The 17,367-nt window shown below is 62.8% G+C and carries 19 protein-coding genes and 1 pseudogene; 6 read left to right on the top strand and 14 right to left on the bottom strand.

Annotated features, from left to right (window positions below):
* Positions 1 to 215 precede the first annotated feature (215 nt).
* The 7 genes and pseudogenes from AC4FWB_RS21090 to AC4FWB_RS21060 all read right to left on the bottom strand — a co-directional run bounded on the left by AC4FWB_RS21090 (position 216) and on the right by AC4FWB_RS21060 (position 7,196).
* Entirely contained in the window at positions 216 to 1,316 is a 1,101-nt protein-coding gene (locus tag AC4FWB_RS21090) for a hypothetical protein (protein WP_491028182.1), read from the bottom strand.
* Positions 1,317 to 1,787: 471 nt separating this feature from the next.
* Positions 1,788 to 2,220 (bottom strand): annotated as a pseudogene (locus AC4FWB_RS21085) (cupin domain-containing protein).
* Positions 2,221 to 2,458: 238 nt separating this feature from the next.
* Positions 2,459 to 3,022: a DUF4142 domain-containing protein gene (locus tag AC4FWB_RS21080; protein ID WP_491028181.1), complete on the bottom strand. Its 564-nt coding sequence runs from the start codon at positions 3,020 to 3,022 to the stop codon at positions 2,459 to 2,461.
* A gap of 91 nt (positions 3,023 to 3,113) precedes the next feature.
* A complete protein-coding gene (locus AC4FWB_RS21075; RefSeq protein ID WP_491028180.1) occupies positions 3,114 to 3,869 on the bottom strand; it encodes a DUF899 family protein in 756 nt (251 codons plus the stop codon).
* Between the two features lie 224 nt (positions 3,870 to 4,093).
* The gene (locus AC4FWB_RS21070; protein ID WP_491028179.1) at positions 4,094 to 4,918 is read right to left on the bottom strand and encodes a carbohydrate ABC transporter permease; all 825 of its coding nucleotides are present in this window, start codon (positions 4,916 to 4,918) and stop codon (positions 4,094 to 4,096) included.
* A complete protein-coding gene (locus tag AC4FWB_RS21065) occupies positions 4,918 to 5,832 on the bottom strand; it encodes a carbohydrate ABC transporter permease (RefSeq protein ID WP_491028189.1) in 915 nt (304 codons plus the stop codon). Before AC4FWB_RS21065 ends, AC4FWB_RS21070 begins: the two co-directional genes overlap by 1 nt.
* A 95-nt stretch (positions 5,833 to 5,927) precedes the next feature.
* Positions 5,928 to 7,196, bottom strand: a complete 1,269-nt coding sequence (locus tag AC4FWB_RS21060; RefSeq protein ID WP_491028178.1) for an ABC transporter substrate-binding protein — start codon at positions 7,194 to 7,196, stop codon at positions 5,928 to 5,930.
* On the opposite strand from AC4FWB_RS21060, the gene AC4FWB_RS21055 reads away from it, so the two are divergent.
* Positions 7,195 to 7,335, top strand: a complete 141-nt coding sequence (locus tag AC4FWB_RS21055) for a hypothetical protein (protein WP_491028177.1) — start codon at positions 7,195 to 7,197, stop codon at positions 7,333 to 7,335. The genes AC4FWB_RS21060 and AC4FWB_RS21055 overlap by 2 nt on opposite strands.
* A gap of 268 nt (positions 7,336 to 7,603) precedes the next feature.
* On the opposite strand, the gene AC4FWB_RS21050 is transcribed toward AC4FWB_RS21055, so the two are convergent.
* Both AC4FWB_RS21050 and AC4FWB_RS21045 read right to left on the bottom strand, forming a co-directional pair.
* Positions 7,604 to 8,101, bottom strand: coding sequence for a GNAT family N-acetyltransferase (locus AC4FWB_RS21050; RefSeq protein WP_491028176.1), 498 nt, complete (start codon positions 8,099 to 8,101; stop codon positions 7,604 to 7,606).
* 54 nt (positions 8,102 to 8,155) lie between these two features.
* The gene (locus AC4FWB_RS21045; RefSeq protein ID WP_491028175.1) at positions 8,156 to 9,136 is read right to left on the bottom strand and encodes a transglycosylase SLT domain-containing protein; all 981 of its coding nucleotides are present in this window, start codon (positions 9,134 to 9,136) and stop codon (positions 8,156 to 8,158) included.
* Between the two features lie 176 nt (positions 9,137 to 9,312).
* Between AC4FWB_RS21045 and AC4FWB_RS21040 the strand changes: the two genes are divergently transcribed.
* The gene (locus AC4FWB_RS21040; protein ID WP_491028174.1) at positions 9,313 to 9,882 is read left to right on the top strand and encodes a methylated-DNA--[protein]-cysteine S-methyltransferase; all 570 of its coding nucleotides are present in this window, start codon (positions 9,313 to 9,315) and stop codon (positions 9,880 to 9,882) included.
* Positions 9,883 to 9,906: 24 nt separating this feature from the next.
* Here the strand turns inward: AC4FWB_RS21040 and AC4FWB_RS21035 are convergent, their stop codons facing one another.
* Positions 9,907 to 10,236, bottom strand: a complete 330-nt coding sequence (locus tag AC4FWB_RS21035; RefSeq protein ID WP_491028173.1) for a hypothetical protein — start codon at positions 10,234 to 10,236, stop codon at positions 9,907 to 9,909.
* On the opposite strand from AC4FWB_RS21035, the gene AC4FWB_RS21030 reads away from it, so the two are divergent.
* Complete coding sequence (locus tag AC4FWB_RS21030; RefSeq protein WP_491028172.1) at positions 10,235 to 10,492, top strand: hypothetical protein; 258 nt, start codon at positions 10,235 to 10,237, stop codon at positions 10,490 to 10,492. The two genes, AC4FWB_RS21035 and AC4FWB_RS21030, sit on opposite strands and share 2 nt — an antisense overlap.
* A 12-nt stretch (positions 10,493 to 10,504) precedes the next feature.
* On the top strand, positions 10,505 to 10,717 hold the full coding sequence (locus AC4FWB_RS21025; protein ID WP_140821395.1) for a cold-shock protein: 213 nt from the start codon (positions 10,505 to 10,507) through the stop codon (positions 10,715 to 10,717).
* A 455-nt stretch (positions 10,718 to 11,172) separates the two neighbouring features.
* Here the strand turns inward: AC4FWB_RS21025 and AC4FWB_RS21020 are convergent, their stop codons facing one another.
* From AC4FWB_RS21020 to AC4FWB_RS21010, 3 genes are all read right to left on the bottom strand, one after another.
* Positions 11,173 to 11,781, bottom strand: a complete 609-nt coding sequence (locus AC4FWB_RS21020; RefSeq protein WP_491028171.1) for a glutathione S-transferase family protein — start codon at positions 11,779 to 11,781, stop codon at positions 11,173 to 11,175.
* Between the two features lie 88 nt (positions 11,782 to 11,869).
* Complete coding sequence (locus AC4FWB_RS21015; protein WP_491028170.1) at positions 11,870 to 12,730, bottom strand: EAL domain-containing protein; 861 nt, start codon at positions 12,728 to 12,730, stop codon at positions 11,870 to 11,872.
* The gene (locus tag AC4FWB_RS21010; protein ID WP_491028169.1) at positions 12,727 to 13,629 is read right to left on the bottom strand and encodes an EAL domain-containing protein; all 903 of its coding nucleotides are present in this window, start codon (positions 13,627 to 13,629) and stop codon (positions 12,727 to 12,729) included. Before AC4FWB_RS21010 ends, AC4FWB_RS21015 begins: the two co-directional genes overlap by 4 nt.
* Positions 13,630 to 13,834: 205 nt before the next feature.
* Between AC4FWB_RS21010 and AC4FWB_RS21005 the strand changes: the two genes are divergently transcribed.
* The gene (locus AC4FWB_RS21005) at positions 13,835 to 15,037 is read left to right on the top strand and encodes a pyridoxal phosphate-dependent aminotransferase (RefSeq protein ID WP_491028168.1); all 1,203 of its coding nucleotides are present in this window, start codon (positions 13,835 to 13,837) and stop codon (positions 15,035 to 15,037) included.
* A 64-nt stretch (positions 15,038 to 15,101) separates the two neighbouring features.
* Here AC4FWB_RS21005 and AC4FWB_RS21000 read toward each other — a convergent pair whose 3' ends face one another.
* Complete coding sequence (locus AC4FWB_RS21000) at positions 15,102 to 15,497, bottom strand: (R)-mandelonitrile lyase (protein ID WP_491028167.1); 396 nt, start codon at positions 15,495 to 15,497, stop codon at positions 15,102 to 15,104.
* A gap of 306 nt (positions 15,498 to 15,803) precedes the next feature.
* On the opposite strand from AC4FWB_RS21000, the gene AC4FWB_RS20995 reads away from it, so the two are divergent.
* Positions 15,804 to 17,333, top strand: coding sequence for a putative bifunctional diguanylate cyclase/phosphodiesterase (locus AC4FWB_RS20995; protein WP_491028166.1), 1,530 nt, complete (start codon positions 15,804 to 15,806; stop codon positions 17,331 to 17,333).
* Positions 17,334 to 17,367: the final 34 nt, after the last annotated feature.

Raw genomic sequence — 17,367 nt, 5'->3', positions numbered from 1 at the left:
ACCCGGATGGCGGCAAGTGGCGAGGCTGGTTCTGCTGTCATGGCAATCCCCTTCAGAGTGGTTGGTAGCAAACCGACTCTGATCTCACACAAGCCGCTGTCCACTACTCATCATGGGATCTTGTGGGAGAAGGTGGATCGGCGCGCAGCGCCGAGACGGATGAGGGGTGTTCCAGCTTGGTGCCAACTCTTCGCAGAAATGCAACCACGTTTATTTTATTTCGTACCGGTCTTCGACATCAATTTCGGATTGTCAATTTCACGATTTTTGGCTGCCCATTCTATACAATAAATCAAGCACAGGCGCGCTAATTGTTCGGCGCGTGCAGAATTGTTGCTCCAATCTGTTCCAATTCTGTCATTGTTACCGTGAATCGTACGGCTTCGTCCGTAGCCATAGATAGCCGACACTGCGTTCTTTAATGTTGTTCCGTCTGAAAAAACACGAGCGTCACCTTTTAAGCCAAGGCGAGCCTCGAACAAGCTCAGAATTCCATTCTCCCTATCGCCACACGCAAGGGCGTCCATCGTCGCCGCAAATTTTACAATAGCGATGAGCGGCGAGCGATCTCGACAACCTTCATGAAACCAAACGAACGCATGGAAAAGGGAGCGCATGAGATTTGGCCGCAACACATCTGCGAGCGACAGACTGTAGTTTATTAGTTCTTCAATAACCGAAAAATAGTTCCTATTTTTATCTATCAGCGCATCCCATTTTTCTCGATTGAAATCACCATCGACCGTCAAGTGAAGCTTCGTTCGGCTCGTAAGGATATTTTTTTCATGGAACGCCACCGCAACTTGGGAATGAACCGCCCGATCGTAGCATAAGTTAAAGCCATCGAGTCTTTTCGAGGGCGTCTGCCACAGCAGCGCGATTGACGTGAGGGCCAGTCGGGCAGCAATAAGTGCCTTCTCACGCCCTAACCCCAAGCTGTATCCATCCGTTGTCACACTGCAGACGTACGGGCAATCGCCGATAGCATCGAGGATATCCTGTTCGCCCATACTCTCGAAGCTAGGTTTTCGAGCTCTTAGCTTAACTCCAGACCAAACCTTTTCGACGCGCCGATGAGTAATAAGGCTCACATTGCCTTCGGCCGTCTTTCTCCTTAGCCATTCTGCGCGCGCCTCGAAACGCACGGAGCCCACCACGAAAACCGGAACAGACAACCTGCTGAACAGTGTGCAACCAAAGCAGTGCTCTTGGCGCAATTGTTCACTATTGATGGACTGTTCGATGAAATCTCTAACGCTAGAGAGCGTTATATTCGCGTTTTCAGAAACATCGTGGTCCAGATCTATTGCCGCCAAGGCCGGTCCGAACAATCGAGCGTAGCTCAGAGTTTCCCACACGCTTGCTTAATTCGCGATCACTCGTATGTATTTGAAGCGACACTAAATCGATTAGATTATCTATCTTTTTCGAAACGTAGAGCGTCCGTTCTCCATCTACGGCAATCATTCGCGGAAACGGAAAATCATCATCCTCCCTCCAAGGAGGCAGAGCTGCGCTCTGAAGTCGTGTCAACTCTACAATGATATCGGAAATCAGCTGTCTTAGTTTCATGACACCCCCGCTAGTGATTCCAATGCGACGCACGTTCAGCTTAGTTGCAAAGCGTTATGCTCGTCCGACGGAAAGTGGTCGAGCGAAGCGAGTTCGGAATGGTGTTGGAAGAAATGAGGCGTTGGCGATCCGTCCAACACTCCCTCATCCGTCGCCTTCGGCGACACCTTCTCCCACAAGGGGAGAAGGGGGAGCTTTCTTCACCCCTGCCCCGCTTACGCCGTCCCATTCTTGTGCAAAAACCGCCCATCTGAACTCGGGCTCATCATGTCGATGTCGGAGCAGGTGATGACATCGTTCGGGTTGCGCGAGCCGACCTCAAGGTAGCGCGCCGTCACCGATGAGCGGTTGATCATGTGCAGTTGCCGCTGTTCTTGGCGAAGGTCGCGCAGTCGCTGAGCAGCGTTTCGCCGCCGTCCTCGATCAGCGTCAGCTCGCCCTCCAGCACAGCTCGTCCTCATGGCTGTGCCAGTGGCGCTGGCTCGACCAGCCGCCCGGCGGGAGCGTCATCAGGTTGGCGCCGAAATCCTTCAGCCCGCCGGCGTCGCCAAGGCGGCGACGGGTGCGCTCGGCGCAGGGCCGGTCGAAGGGCGCGGGTTAGCCGGAGCCTTTGCGGAGGAGGACGGATGATAGGTCGATTTTGGGCATGAGTGCTGCTCGTTTGTTCGTGGGCCGGTGCGCTCCCCCTTCTCCCCTTGTGGGAGAAGGTGGCCGAGCGAAGCTCGGTCGGATGAGGGGTGTTCCAGCTTGGCGATGCGCCTGTTTACAACCGTCCCATAAATGCGGAGAAGACGCACAATCGCAGTTGTCTCATTTCTTCCAACACCCCTCATCCGTCGCCTTCGGCGACACCTTCTCCCACAAGGGGAGAAGGGGGAGCTTCACCTCACCCCTGATGCGCCACCGCCAGCTCCTTCACATGCTTCTCGTGCATCTTCAGCGTGGGCAGCGTCTTCTTGGCGAATTCCTTCATCGCCGGGTCGTCGCCCGACTTGGCATAGGTGCTGAACAGCGCGACCGCGTCCTTGTGCGCGTCCAGTTGCATCCGGATGTATTTCTGGTCGAAATCCTTGCCGCTCGCGCTCTTCAATTCGCCGATCAAATGCTGCTCCTTCGGCTGCAGCGTGAGGCCGGCGGGCTTGATCGAGGCGGTCGTCTGGCCCTGGCTCATCGCCGCCTTCAAATCCTCTCCGGCCTTGGTGTGGTCAGCGATTATTTGGGCGGCGAAGGCCTTGACGTCGTCCGACGATGATTTCTCCTCCGCCAGCTTGCTCGACTGGATCTCGAACGCGTTGGCGTTGGGCACGGTGGTGACGAAGGTCTGGGTGTCGACCTTGTTCTCGGTCACCATGGGGCCGACCGCATCCGGGTTGGCATCGTCCGACTGGGCAAGGGCGGCCGGCGCGCCGGCAAGCAGCGCGACGGCGGCCAGGGGCAGAAGCGTTCTCATCTGAAGTCTCCGATCCGGAACAGCCCCTCGGACATCCAACGCGGCACCGGCGTCGGGGTTGCGTCGGCTCGCCGGTGCCGTCCGCCTGCCCTCAGTGGCAGGATGCTTCCGCGGCGCGTCCGGAATATTGCAGCTGCTCGTGCCAGTCCGGGCGGCCTTCCGGGGTGAAGTCCATCAGGTTCCACAGGATCTCGCAGGTGCCGATGGCGCGCGGATCCTGGCCGGGCTCCGGCGGCGCGAAGCCAAGCTCCGACGACCAGAAATGGCGGATACCGTCATCATCGCGGCGGAACACCGAAAGCAGCGGTATCTGCGCGCCGTCGGCGGTTTCGGAATTGTAGTCGCGCTTGAAGCTGTTGCCGGCCGACGAGACCAGCCGCATGTTCTTCCAGCCGCGGTCGCGGCCGAGCGCCGTCAGATTGTCGAGCGCGGTCTTGGCCACCACGGCGAAGTTGAAGCCCGCCGCCTCCAGATGGCCGACGGCGCCGTCGAACTGGTCGAGCAGCGCGGTGCAGGACGGGCATGGCTGGTCCTGCCTGGCGAGCCTCGCGGTCTCGCCGCTCGTCGCCACCTCGCGCGTTTCCTGCGGATGGCGCGGGAACATCATCTGGTAGAGGATCAGCGAGTCCTTGCCCGGCTGAAACAGGTCCGAGAGGCTGACCCGCGTCACCCTCCCCTCGCCGTCCAGCCCGTCGAAGACATAGTCGCGCGGCACCAGCCCGCCCGGCGGCAGGCTGCGCCTGGCCACGGCCACGGCTTCCATGGCGCGGCGCAGCTCGATTTCCTTCTGCAGCAGTTTTTCGCGGGCGGCGCGATATTTGGCGGATTCGTTGGGAAAGGTGATCATGGCTTTCTCCTTGGCCGTCGCGCCGGCGTCCCGGCGCGGGTTGCACTACGACCGAAGGACGTATCGTCCCGGCTGCTTCCGACATTTTTGCGCGTGCCGCCGCCGCTTTCTTTCTGTCGCGTCTAGAACGGTTCACCGTTTCACAGAAACGGCAAACCGCTCTATCTCTTTGTTTTGACGCAATTCCGGACGGAAAACCGTTTCACACTTTTCCTGGAATTGCTCTAGCCTTTGACGCCGCCGGCCGTCAGCCCGGAAACGATCTTGCGCTGGAAGATCAGCACCAGCACCACCAGCGGCACGGTGACGATCACCGACGCGGCCATGATGTTGCCCCAGGGGATCTCGAACTGCGAGGTGCCGGAAAGCAGCGCGATCGCCACCGGCACGGTGCGCTGCGCATTGTTGGAGGTGAAGGTCAGCGCAAACAGGAACTCGTTCCACGCGCCGATGAAGGCGAGCATTCCCGTCGTCGCCAGCGCCGGCCACATCAGCGGCAGGAAGACGCGGGTGATGATGATCCACGGCGTCGCGCCATCGAGGATCGCCGCTTCCTCGATCTCGACCGGCAGGTCGCGCACGAAAGTGGTGAGCACCCAGACGGTGAACGGCAGCGTGAAGATCATGTAGGAGAAGATCAGCGCGATGAGCGAATTGTAGAGGCCGGCCCAGCGGATCATCTCGAACAGGCCGGCCAGCACCGCCACCTGCGGGAACATCGACACCGACAGGATGCCAAGCATCAGCGCCGAGCGGCCGCGAAAACGGATGCGCGCCAGCGAATAGGCGGCGGTGACGCCAAGCAGCAGCGAGATCAAAACGACGGCGCCCGAGACGACCAGCGAGTTCACGAGGTTGCGCAGGAAGGTGCCTTCGGTGAGCACGGTCCGGTAGTTGGCGAGGCTGATCGTCCGCGGCCAGAGGCTGGCCTCGAAGAGCTCTGTCCCCGATTTCAGGCTGGTGACGATGGCGTAGTAAAACGGGAAGACCGCGATGAAGACGATTCCCGCCACCAGCAGATAGAGGGCCGCGCGTTTCAGCATTGCCATCAGCGTCCTCCATCCAGGCTTATCCGGGCGATCCGGATATAGGAAATGGTGAGCAGCGCCAGGATCAGGAACAGCAGCGTCGAGGCGGCCGAGCCATAGGCGAACTTGTCGAACTCGAACAGGTTCTCGCGCGCGAACACCGACATCGACTTGGTCTGCACGTTGTTGGGCGTCAGCACATAGATCAGGTCGAAGATGCGCAGCGCATCGAGCGCGCGGAAGATCACCGCCACCATCACCGCCGGGCGGATCAGCGGCAGGGTCACGCGCCAGAAGATCTGCCACGGATTGGCGCCGTCGAGCCTGGCGACCTCGATGATCTCGCGCGGCAGCATCTGCAGCGCCGCGAGGATCAACAGCGCCATGAACGGCGTCGTCTTCCAGATGTCGACGATCAGCACCGCGACCATCGCCGTGTCGGCGCTGGCGGTCCAGGCGATCTTGGCATGGATCAGGCCGAGATTGAGCAGCACGACGTTGATGATGCCGAACTGGTCGTTGAGCATCCACTGCCACATCTTGGCCGAGACGATCGTCGGGATCGCCCAGGGAATGAGGATCGCCGCCCTGACGATACCGCGGCCCCGGAACTCGGCGTTGAGCACCAGCGCGACGATCATGCCGAGGATGGTCTCGCAGATCACCGAGACAGCCGCGAATCGCACCGTGTTCCACACAGCCCGCCACCAGACCGGGTCGACGAGCAGCCCGTCATAGAGCGTGCGGCCGCTCGGCATGCTCAGCATCGAGAAATAATTGGCGAAGCCGACCCATTGGCGAGCGTCGAGGTCCGACAGCGAGGCGTCGGTGAAGCTGAAATAGACGGTCCGGATAAGCGGCCAGCCGGCGACGGCGGCAAGCACCAGAAGCATCGGCGTGAGGAACAGCCAGGCCGAGCGCACGCGCTGCGCCATCAGCCGCGAGCTCGGCCGCCGGGCGATGGCTGTTTCAGGCGCTCGTTCTGCTTTGCCGCCGCGGATGCCCGAGCCAGCTTCTGCCGGCGTCGCGGTCACCAGCCGCTGCCCTTCAGCTTGGTCAGCGTCACTTCGAGGTCGGCGAGATTGTCGGTGGCGCTGCCTTCGCCTGACAAGGTCTTGTGCACGGCGGTCCAGAACTGGCTCGAGGCCTCGTTGTACTTGATCTTCACCGCCGCCGAGGGCCGCGGCGCCGCGTCGAGGAAGACTTCTTTCCAGCGCGGGATGATCGGCTGCTCCTTGGCGATGTCGGCATCGTCATAGAGCGTCTGGATGGTCGGCAGGTTGGAGGTTCTCAGCGTCCTATACTTCTGCATCTCGGGCGAAGCGATGAACTTGACCATGTCGATCGCCGCGTCCGGGTTTTTCGAATATTTGGAGACCGCAAGGTTCCAGCCGCCGAGCGTCGCGACCGGGCGCGCGCCCTCGCCCGTGCCGGCCGGCAGCGGCGCCACGTCGAACTTGCCCTTGATCGGCGCGTCCGAGCCGTTGCCGAGCGCATAGGCGTAGGGCCAGTTGCGCATGAAGACCGCATTGCCGGTCTGCCAGACGCCGCGCGATTCCTCTTCCTGGTAGGCGAGCACGCCCGGCGGCGAGATGGTGCCGATCCATCCCTTGACCATATCGAGCGCGGCCGCCGCCTTTGGATTGTTGATGGAGACGGTGCCGTCCGGCTCGATGATCTGACCGCCGCCATTCGACATCACCCATTCGAGCGCGTCGCAGGTCAGCCCCTCATAGGCGTTGCCCTGGAAGACGAGGCCCCACATGTCCTTGTTGCCGGCGGCCCGTTCTTTGTCCATGACGAGCTTCGCGGTATCGGCCAGCTCCTTCCAGGTGGTCGGCACCTTGGCGCCGTATTTGTCGAGGAGGTCCTTGCGGTAATAGAGCGCCGGCGCGTCGGTGAAGATCGGCAGCGCCACCAGCTTGCCGTCGACCGTCTGCGACTGGATGATCGACGGGAAATGCTTGGCCACGACATCCTTGGTCGCCGCTGTCAGGTCGACGAGCTGACTGGCGAGCTGCGGCGCCCAGATCACGTCGGTCTGGTAGACGTCGATGTCGGTGTTTCCGGCGGCGAGCCACAGCTTGTACTGGCCGAACTGGTCGGTCGTCGACGGCGGCATGACGACGATGTTGACCTTGTTGCCGCTCTGCTTCTCATACTGGTCGAGTATCTCGCGCAGCACCTTGATGCCGCTGCCGGTGTCTCCCGAGACGATCGACAGGTCGACGGCTCGCGCTGGGGCCACCGCCAGCATGGTGGCGGCCGCGAGCGCAAGAAAGGCGTGGAAAGACTTCATGGCGGTGGACCTCCCTTTGGAGCCGGCGACGGAGACTGCGCGCGTCGATCAGATGCCCACCCAGCATTTGAATGCGGAGCGCCGCCTTGGGTTCCAATATGAGCCATTCGGCATGGACCAGCGGCGCGCCGGTTCCTGACCGAAGCGCGCAAGAGTGCAATCTGGTTGGATGGGTGAGCGGAGTTCAAGCCAAAGCGGGCGGGCTCCGAAACCCGCCGCCCCGGAGCCCGCCTTGGAGTGGCTGACGCATGCCGGCACAGCCTCCTCCGACGCCTTGCCAGCGTCGATCCGCCGATCGGCCGCCCGGCACCACGACGCATTAGCATGTCCTAACGTCAGCTTGTGTGAAGCGGTTCACAATGCCGCCGCGCATTCGGTCGCGAAACGTTCAGCAGATGTGGAAGTAGCTAGCCTTCCCAGGCGACCGGGATCATGCCGAGCCGCTCATAAAGCCTGAAGGCGGCGGTGTTCTTCACCGTGTTGGTCTTGAGGTCGACATTGGCGGCGCCCTTGTCGCGGAAGGTCAGGAAGACATGCCGCATCAGCGCCTCGCCGATCCCGAGCCCTCTCGAGTCCGGATGAACGGCAAGATCCTTGACGAAGCCGGACGTCCAGCAGAGCGCCGCGCCTGCCAGCAGCCCCTTGCCGTCGATCACGAGGAAACAGAGGTCTGGGTCGAACTCGGCATCAGCGGAGATACGCTCCCACCATTCGTCGAACGGGCCGTCAGCGCCATCGTCGAACACCTCTTCCAATAGCGCATGCAGCGCCTGCGCATCCCTGTGCTCGAACGGGCGCATGACGAAACCTTCCGGCCAATGCGGCGCGGTCAGCGTGTCGTCGAGAAGCTTACGAAGGCGGACATCGTTGGGCGCAGGCGGGCGCGGACCTGGATTTTCATGCATGTCCCTGCCCTAAAGCATCTGTGCCTTCTTGGGCGGCCCGTACCGGCCGGACGCTCAGGCGCCAGGCTGCAGGCGGCGGCGGTCCGCGCCGAGGCCCGTCGCCTCGAGCAGGCCCTTGCGCTTGGCGTCGTAGTAATAGCCGGTCTGGTAGAGCGTGTCGGCCCGCTTGGCGTTGCCGCCAGAGACCAGCCAGGCGCCGCGCAGATATTTGACCGCGTATTTGAGATTGGTCTCGGCGTCGAAGAGGCCGCTCGCCGGCCCGTCATAGCCCATGCCGCGCGCCGTCGCGTGCTTGATCTGCATAAGCCCCCAGTGACCGTGATTGTAGGCTTTCGGGTTGAAGGTGCTCTCGCGATTGACGACATGGCGCACCAGATCGACCGGCACCTCGTAGATTACCGAATATTTCTCGATCAGCCGCTCGATCTCGGCGCGTGGCCCGGTAGCATGTGCTTCGGGCTGGCCCGGCTGGGCAAGCAGCGCCGGGTTCTGCGGCACCACATAGGCGGCCTGCTGGACGCCGGGCATCGGCGCCACCTTTGCCGACTGGCCGGTGACCGGCATGGCAACGCCGGCAGTCTGGTAGACGGCCGCCTGTTTGAGCGAACCGGGGCCGGTCGGCGACCCGCCGGCCATCAGCACCGGCGGCGGCGGAAACTGGCCGGCGACGGGCGTCGAGCCGGCGAACGCGGCAGGCTGTGCAGGCGGCGGAAGTGCAGCACCTGGCTGCGCCGGTGGCGGCAAAAGCGCGTCATGCGTCGCGGGCGCTCCAGACGCGGTCGCCCCAGGCGTCGTCGCCAGCGCCACGGCATCGCCGGTCAGCGCCGCCGTCTGCACCTGCGCGAGGCCGGAAGGCTCCGGCAGCACGGCCACCGTTTCGGGCAGCGCGACGGTCGGTGTGTCGTCCTCGACGGCCGGCGTCGAGGCCGCCGCGAGCGCGGGCGTGGCCTTCATCTGCGAGGTCGAGGTGCAACCGCTGAGGCCGGCAGCGGCAACGAGCACGCCGATCGCGGTGAGGATGATTTTCGCTGCCAAGCCCTGCAGGTCCGATTGTCGGTTGTTAAAAAGTCCTTACACCAGCGATTCTTCGTCGGCAATCAGCGGCCCTAAGCAGTTTTCGGGTGGCGGGACTCGGTGCGAACTGCAATATTGTTCCCTATCTGTACTGTTCATGTACCCGTTTTTCGCAGTTTTGCGGAAAGGAGCGCACCATGGAAAACGCATCACCGATCACGGCCGGCCACGCAGTGTTAGAAACAGTGATCGGCTTCATGGGCATTGCCTGGAGCGAAAAGGGCCTGATCCGGCTCTGCCTGCCCGAACGCAGCCGCGAAGCGGTCGAGCGCCGGCTGTTTCGCCATGCCGGTGTTTCAAGCTCCACCGAGCAGCCGAAATGGGTGGTCGAATTGATCGCCTCGATCAAGGCCTATGCGGCCGGGGAGGATGTCGATTTCTCCGGCGTGCCGGTCGATCTGGACGGCGTCGACGACTTCCGCCTCGCCATCTATGACGCCGCGCGCCGGCTCGGTTTCGGCGAGACCACCACCTATGGCGAATTGGCCAAGCGCGCCGGCCATGCCGGCCTCGCCCGCGAAACCGGTGCCGCGCTCGGCGCCAATCCGGTCCCGCTGGTCATTCCTTGCCACCGCATCCTCGCCGCGGGCGGCAAGATCGGTGGCTTCTCGGCTCCCGGTGGCTCGGCCACCAAGGAGAAGATGCTGGCCATGGAAGGCGTGCGCGTCGGCCCGCCGCCGGCCGCGCAGGCATCATTCGGCTTCTGACAGGCTCGCCGAACGTCGGCTGTTCTAGTCTTGCGGGAAGAGGCGGCGCCGGAAATGCCGCTCGAAGTCCGGCCGCTTGCAGACATAGACGGGACAGGACCTGGTGTCGGCGCTCGGCACATAGGCCCGGCTTCTCACCTCGCCCATGTTGCAGAAGCGCTCGTCGCGCACATAGCGGTCATAGAGCGGCAGTCCCGGCACGCGCGTCGACTGGTAGCGCAGGATGACGGCGCCCTGCCTGGCGATCGTCGCCTGCACGCGATCGCAGCTCATGCGTGTCGGGTCATAGCGCGAGACAGCCTGCGCCTCGGCGGCCACCAGCACCAGGCAGGCGGCAAGCAGAATTCTCTTCATGATCCTCTCCCTCAACAGCGAGCGTCTCTTTTCCACCACAACGCGCGCCTGGCCGCAAAACTTCCACGGTCGCGCGTTAAGCGCGGTCGCGGCGCGCATCGGCAACTCCATCTTGTTTTCGTCCGCGAACCATACTATATCCGGCGCATTGAATTTGGCCGATCGATCGGGCCTCGCGATCTTCGCGTTTGCTGACGTCTCCAAAATTTCGATACCACCGGCCGGGCTTTGGTCCGGTCAAACGAAGCAAATGTGAAGGGTATTTTACATGGCAACTGGTACGGTCAAGTGGTTCAACGCCACCAAGGGCTACGGCTTCATCCAGCCCGACAATGGCGGCGCGGACGTTTTCGTCCACATCTCCGCCGTCGAGCGCGCTGGCATGACCAGCCTCGTTGAAGGCCAGAAGATCAACTTCGAGATCGAGCAGGACCGCCGCACCGGCAAGTCCGCTGCAGGATCTCTGAGCAAGGCAGCCTGATTTTTGCGATGGCGCGCGCCGGACGAAGGTTCGGGGCGCGCGGCAAGTCACGGATGTACTGACGGTCGCGCGATAAGCGCGCCGGAGCGGAAGACCCGACAAGCTGGAACAGCAGATAGCTGCCAGCCCGGACCAGACGCTCGCAATCAGGCTACCGGCATAGGAAGGCGGGCATTGCCCGCCTTTTTTGTTGCCTGGATTTTGGCGAAGCCGGCGAAGCTGCTTCCTTCTCCCCGTCTCTATACGGGGAGAAGTGCCCGGCAGGGCGATGAGGGGCAGCGCGACGGATCGGGATAAGCTTTGTTTGCTCCGCTGGAATCCAGATAGCAAATCAACGCGAGAGGCCGGCGCCGCCCCTCATCTGGCTGCCGCCATCTTCTCCCCGTATAGAGACGGGGAGAAGGACGCCATCGCCGAAGCTTTCGCCAATCGCTGACGTCGCGCGAAAGAATTCCTCAAGACTGCCACTCGATCGGCACGTGCCCCTTGTCCGCCTCCACCCGCTTCAGCCAATCCACGACAGCCGGATAGGCGTCGAGCTGGAAGCCCCCCTTCTCGGCGGTGTGGGTGTAGGCATAGAGCGCGATGTCGGCGACGCTGTAGGCGCTGCCGGCGAAGAAGGCGTTCTGCTCCAGATGCTTGTTCATCACGCCGAGCGCCTTGTTGCCGCGCTCCAGCGTCTGCGCCAGCCGCTCCGGCGTGGCGTCCTTCGCCCTCTCCGGAAAGGTGAGCAGCGCCTTGCGCACCGCGATATAGGGCTCGTGGCTGTATTGCTCGAAGAACAGCCACTGATAGGCCAGCGCCCGCTCATATCTGTCGGCCGGCAGGAAGCGCGTACCTTCGGCGAGATAGAGCAGGATGGCGTTGGATTCGGCGATGCGCCGGCCATCGTCGAGCTCGAGCAGCGGCACCATCGCGTTCGGGTTCTTGGCGACATAGTCGGCCTTGCGCGTCTCGCCGGTATGCGAGCTTACTTCGACACGGGTGAAGGGAATGCCGAGTTTTGCCATCAACAGACGCGGCTTGTAGCAATTGCCACTGTCGATCATGTCATAAAGTATCATGGCCCCTCTCTTCATGCGTTGAGCGATCGAGAAGCCTCTAACGCGCCTGCGCGGGTCTCATCCAGTCATTTGTTTTTGGGTGAAAGCATCAGCGGCGCTGATGCAAAGGCACGACCTTGTTGTCCATGCCGAGCAGCGCGTCGATCGAGAGCGGCTCTTCGTTGAAGATCGTGCCGGCGAGCGCCGGGCGGGCGAGGTGATATCCTTGCAGGAAGTCGACGCCGCCGTCCAGCGCGACCCGCAGATGCGTGGCCTGCTCGATGCCCTCGACCAGCACCTTGGCGCCGCGGTCGTGCAGCATCGAGACCAGCGGCCGGAAGAACCGTTCGGCGGCGGCATGACGGCAGAACTCGGCGAACCAGCCGCCATCGATCTTGACGATGTCGGGCGACAGCAGGCCGATGCGCGCCTCGGTCGAATGTCCGGTGCCGAAATCGTCTATGGCGATGCGGATGCCGTCACGCCTCATCTCGCGCACGAGACAGGCGAGCACATGGTCATCGGCCGCCTGCTCGGTGATCTCGCAGACCAGCATGGCCGGCCCGAGGCCGAAATCGCCGAGATGCCTGGTCATAAGGCGGATCTCGGCCAGCGCCCGCCCGAGGTGATCGTTGATCATCGGGTCGTAGTTGAAGAACAGCGTGAGGCCATCGACGCCGATGTTGCGGTAGTTGCCGAGATGCAGCATCCGGCACATCGTCTCGACGAACAGCCGGTCCGGTGCCGCGACGCTGTCGAAGAAAACCTGTGGCGAGACGGGCGTTGCGACGCGGCGCGGCTCGATCAGCGCTTCGACGGCGACTACCTTGAGCGTCCTGCCCCGCGGCGCGAAGATCGGCTGATAGGCACTCCACAGCCTGAACTCGCCATAGACGCCGAACTGGATGCCGATCTCGTCGGCGAAGATCGCCTCGGCGACGTTGCGCCGCCTGTCGGACCGCGCGATCATGGCGTCACCTTGCGCCCAAACACTCTCGCCGGCCGAGCCGGCGCCACCACTGGAGCGGGATTGGTGGCGACCGTGGGCTTGCTCTCTTCAGTCGCGGGCACCTGCGCCCCCTTGCCGAAGACGCGAAAACTGGTCGGCGCCAGTTCCGGCCGGGCGAGTACGTAGCCCTGCACCATCGAGGCCCCTGACTTCTCGGCGAGATCGAGCTGCCAACCTTCCTCGATGCCTTCGAAGACGGTGCGGATGCCTTGCGCTTCAAAACTCTTCACCATCGTGGTGAGCAGCGCGAAGCCGGCGCCCGATTCCATGAGCTGTGTGATCCAATGAGCGTCGAACTTGACGATGTCCGGCCGCAATTCCTTGATGCGGTTGATGTCGGATTGGTCGGCGCCGTAATCGTCGACCGCGATGCGGAAGCCGTTGGCGCGTAGCGCTTCGACAAAGCTGTAGAGCGTCTCCTGCGAAGCCGACTTCTGCTCGGTGACCTCGCAGACGATGCGGCGCGGATCGATGCCGGCCTCGTGCAGCACCAGGCGCATGTCGCGCAGCGCCTTGTCGGCAATGACGCGGTCGGTGAACACCGACGGATCGAAATTGACGAAGATGGATGCCTCTTCCGGCAGACAGGCGCCGGCGTTGAGCAGATGCAGCGTCCTGGTCAGCGCCTCGATATGCAGCCGGTCGCCCGCAGGGCAAGTGCCGAAAAAAGTTCCCGGCGATTGCGGCTCGCCGTCACGGAACGGCCGGATCAGGCCCTCGAAGGCGACGACCGAAAGCTTGCCTTCGTTGAAAGCGAAGATCGGCTGGAAGGCGCTTTGCAGCGTGTAGATGCCCCAGACACCGGTGGAGGTGCCGTCATCATGACGGATGATATGGGCAAGCCCGATGCTGCGCGACAAAGGTCCCTCGCTCCGCCATGTAAGCGGAATTCAATCAGCCATCCTGCCAGCCAAGGGTTTACCGGTCGTTGATGAATTTATAGTTGCCGCTCACGCCACCTTGACCTCTGGATCATCCGACAATGCTTGCGCTTGGGCCGGCGATGCGACATGAGAGGCGCCGCGGCCGCTCCTGGCCGCGCCATTCTGTTGGAGACGCTCTGTCATGGCCTTTCTTGCCGACGCCCTTTCCCGCGTGAAGCCTTCCGCGACCATCGCGGTGACGCAGAAAGCGCGCGAGCTGAAAAATGCCGGCCGTGACGTCATCGGCCTCGGCGCCGGCGAGCCGGACTTCGACACGCCCGACAACATCAAGAACGCGGCGATCGACGCGATCCGTCGCGGCGAGACCAAATATCCGCCGGTTTCCGGCATCGCGCCGCTGCGCGAGGCGATAGCCAAGAAGTTCAAGCGCGAGAACAATCTCGACTACCGGCCGGAGCAGACCATCGTCGGCACCGGCGGCAAGCAGATCCTGTTCAACGCCTTCATGGCGACGCTGAACCCCGGCGACGAGGTCATCATCCCGCGCCCCTATTGGGTGAGCTACCCCGAAATGGTGGCGATCTGCGGCGGCACGTCCGTTTTTGCCGACACCTCGATCGACAACGGCTTCAAGCTGACGCCGGAAGTGCTGGAAAAGGCGATCACGCCGAAGACGAAATGGCTGCTGATGAACTCGCCGTCCAACCCGTCTGGCGCCGCCTACACGGAGGCCGAGCTGCGCGCGCTGGCCGACGTGCTGCTCGAGCATCCGCATGTCTGGACGCTGACAGACGACATGTACGAGCACCTGACCTATGGCGATTTCGTCTTCAAGACCATCGCCGAAGTCGAGCCGAGCCTCTACGAGCGCACGCTGACCATGAACGGCGTGTCGAAAGCCTATGCCATGACCGGCTGGCGCATCGGCTACGCCGCCGGGCCGGTGGCGCTGATCAAGGCGATGGACATGATCCAGGGCCAGCAGACCTCGGGCGCCTGCACCATCGCCCAATGGGCTTCCGTCGAGGCGCTCAACGGCCCGCAGGATTTCATCGCGAAGAACAAGGCGATCTTCCAGGGGCGGCGCGACCTCGTCGTGTCGATGCTCAACCAGGCGCGCGGCATCACCTGTCCGTCGCCGGAAGGCGCCTTCTATGTCTATCCGTCCTGCGCTGAGCTGATCGGCAAGAAGACCAAGGCCGGCAAGGTCATCGACAGCGACGAGGCCTTCTGCTCGGAGCTGCTCGACGCCGAGGGCGTCGCGGTGGTGTTCGGCTCGGCATTCGGCCTCGGCCCGAACTTCCGCATCTCCTACGCCACCTCAGAGGCGCTGCTGGAGGAAGCCTGCACCCGCATCCAGCGCTTCACCGCATCGCTGACCTGAGCGGCAGCACAGCCCAGTTAGAGACAAAAACCCGGCTTCGCGCCGGGTTTTTGTTAGGCGCTTGTCAGCCGCCATACTGCTCGTCGGAGACTGCCTCAAGCCAATCGGCATGGACGCCGTCCAGCGCCTCCTGCATGGCGACATGCGTCATCGTGGTTTTCGGCCCGGCGCCGTGCCAGTGCTTTTCGCCGGGCGCGAAGGAGATGACGTCGCCCGCCCTGATCGCCTCGATCGGCCCGCCCCATGTCTGCGCAAGCCCGGCGCCAGCCGTGACATAGAGCGTCTGGCCGAGCGGATGCGTGTGCCAATGGGTACGGGCGCCCGGTTCGAAGCTGACCAGCGTCGCCCTAAGCCGCGCCGGCGCCTCCTTCTCGATGATCGGCGTCTGCAGCACCTTGCCGGTGAAATACTTTTCGGGCGCGATGATCGTCGGCACGCTGCCGCACGCAATGATCTTCATTGTCAAATCCTCAATCGTTGACGAACCGCAAACCGCGAGCGCGGCATCTCGCACCCAGTTTCATCCCGGCACGGGGCCAGTGCAACCGACCTTTCCGAATGCCGATGGCGACGGCATCGAAGCATGCTTGGTGCCGCTCCAAGTCATTTTGTTAGCTGTTTAAAATACTGTCATAAATTGTTGCTTTTTAACCATAAAATTAGGCGCCAAGCCAAGCAACGGGGAATGGAGCAAGGCAACCGCCACGCTCAATGTCTTTTTAACGGCTCGGCTCTAGCCATGGCTCTGTGCTGTGGGGGCGCGGACATGAGCATCTTGGCTACCATCAAGGATCATAGCGGCAGGATTTACCGCGGCATCCAGGCGCTGCTTGTGGCGAGCATCGCCGCCACCGGACTTGCCGCCTTCGGCCTGACCGAAGACGCCTCCCGCGCCACGGCCCTCGCTATGTCGGTCACAGCGACCAGCCTGGCGCTCCTGGTGCTGATGTATATGCGATCGAGCGTCGTGCAGCGCCTGCAATCGGCGGCCGACGCTGAAGCTGAGAAGCACCGCTTTCTCAGCATCGACGCAATGACAGGCGCCATGACACGCCGCTATTTCCTCGAAGCGTTGAGCGACAGGCTGGGCACCTTGCGCAACCGGCGGCAGGCGAGCCTTCTGTTGATCGACCTCGACCATTTCAAGCAGCTCAACGACACCTTCGGCCACCAGTTCGGCGACCTTGCCCTGGCGCATCTGGTCAAGGAGGCGGAACGCATCTTTACCGACGGCATTATCGGGCGGCTGGGCGGCGACGAGTTCGGCGTCATCGTCCCGCATGGCAACGCGGCTGCCCTCAACAAGGATGCGCGCCGGCTGCTCGACGCGATGCGGGCCGGAAAGCGGCATGAAGGCAAGATCATTCCGCTGTCGATCTCGTTGGGGCTTGCGCTTGCGCCGCTGCACGCCTCCAACCCGACGGAATTGATGCTGCTTGCCGACCTCGCGCTCTATGAAAGCAAGGCGGCAGGCCGGGGCCGTGTCACGGTCTTCGACGAGGAGATGCTGTCGGACAAGCGTTATCGCCGCCTCGTGGAGCGTGAATTGCGCGCCGCCGTCTATCTTGGCGAGCTGGAGCTCCACTATCAGCCGATCGTGGGCCCGGAGGGCTCCATCGACGCGCTCGAGGGCCTGATCCGCTGGCGCCATCCGGTCCGCGGCCTGATATCGCCGGCCGAGTTCATTCCGATCGCCGAGCGCTCGACCTTGATCGACATGATCGGCGAATGGGTCTTCAAGCGCGCCTGCGCCGATATCGGCCACTTTCCGGGGCGGCGCATCTCGGTCAACGTCTCCGGCGAGCAGTTGAAGCGCGACGAGATCGTGACGATGTGCGAGCGGATTTTGCGTGAGACCGGCAGGTCGGCATCCGGGTTCATCATCGAGATCACCGAAACGGTGGCGACCGCCGCGACGCCGGAAATCCTCAGGCGCCTGGAAGCCTTGCGCGGGCTTGGCTTCCACATCGCGCTCGACGATTTCGGCACCGGTCACTGCGGCTTCAACTATCTGAAGACCCTGCCCATCGACAGCGTGAAGATCGACCGCTCCTACATCCGAAGCCTCGCCCACGATCAGGTCGCGCAGATCTTTGTTTCCGCGCTTGCCCAGATCGCGCGTATCCAGGACATCACCATCGTCGCCGAAGGCGTGGAGACGGCGGAGGAGTTCACTCTTGCCCGCACCGCCGGCTGCAGCCGCTTCCAGGGTTACTTCTTCGGCAAGCCGGCGCCTCGCGACAAGACGAGCGTGCTCTGTGCAGCCGAGGGCGAGCCGCTGGCCCTTAGCGCTTGACAAGATGGGCGCCTGACAAGATGGGCGCCTGACA

It is taken from the genome of Mesorhizobium sp. LEGMi-168a (genome assembly GCF_058312955.1).
This window is presented reverse-complemented; position numbering and strand designations above follow the sequence as displayed.

Bases quoted from the DNA above. Each gene is read 5' to 3' on its own strand.
- AC4FWB_RS21070 (WP_491028179.1), bottom strand. From the start codon at position 4,918: ATGGCAATGCTGAAACGCGCGGCCCTCTATCTGCTGGTGGCGGGAATC.
- AC4FWB_RS20995 (WP_491028166.1), top strand. From the start codon at position 15,804: ATGAGCATCTTGGCTACCATCAAGGATCATAGCGGCAGGATTTACCGC.
- AC4FWB_RS21050 (WP_491028176.1), bottom strand. From the start codon at position 8,101: ATGCATGAAAATCCAGGTCCGCGCCCGCCTGCGCCCAACGATGTCCGC.
- AC4FWB_RS21060 (WP_491028178.1), bottom strand. From the start codon at position 7,196: ATGAAGTCTTTCCACGCCTTTCTTGCGCTCGCGGCCGCCACCATGCTG.
- AC4FWB_RS21025 (WP_140821395.1), top strand. From the start codon at position 10,505: ATGGCAACTGGTACGGTCAAGTGGTTCAACGCCACCAAGGGCTACGGC.
- AC4FWB_RS21055 (WP_491028177.1), top strand. From the start codon at position 7,195: ATGGCGGTGGACCTCCCTTTGGAGCCGGCGACGGAGACTGCGCGCGTC.
- AC4FWB_RS21000 (WP_491028167.1), bottom strand. From the start codon at position 15,497: ATGAAGATCATTGCGTGCGGCAGCGTGCCGACGATCATCGCGCCCGAA.
- AC4FWB_RS21005 (WP_491028168.1), top strand. From the start codon at position 13,835: ATGGCCTTTCTTGCCGACGCCCTTTCCCGCGTGAAGCCTTCCGCGACC.
- AC4FWB_RS21035 (WP_491028173.1), bottom strand. From the start codon at position 10,236: ATGAAGAGAATTCTGCTTGCCGCCTGCCTGGTGCTGGTGGCCGCCGAG.
- AC4FWB_RS21075 (WP_491028180.1), bottom strand. From the start codon at position 3,869: ATGATCACCTTTCCCAACGAATCCGCCAAATATCGCGCCGCCCGCGAA.
- AC4FWB_RS21030 (WP_491028172.1), top strand. From the start codon at position 10,235: ATGATCCTCTCCCTCAACAGCGAGCGTCTCTTTTCCACCACAACGCGC.
- AC4FWB_RS21065 (WP_491028189.1), bottom strand. From the start codon at position 5,832: ATGGCGCAGCGCGTGCGCTCGGCCTGGCTGTTCCTCACGCCGATGCTT.
- AC4FWB_RS21040 (WP_491028174.1), top strand. From the start codon at position 9,313: ATGGAAAACGCATCACCGATCACGGCCGGCCACGCAGTGTTAGAAACA.
- AC4FWB_RS21015 (WP_491028170.1), bottom strand. From the start codon at position 12,730: ATGATCGCGCGGTCCGACAGGCGGCGCAACGTCGCCGAGGCGATCTTC.
- AC4FWB_RS21080 (WP_491028181.1), bottom strand. From the start codon at position 3,022: ATGAGAACGCTTCTGCCCCTGGCCGCCGTCGCGCTGCTTGCCGGCGCG.
- AC4FWB_RS21020 (WP_491028171.1), bottom strand. From the start codon at position 11,781: ATGATACTTTATGACATGATCGACAGTGGCAATTGCTACAAGCCGCGT.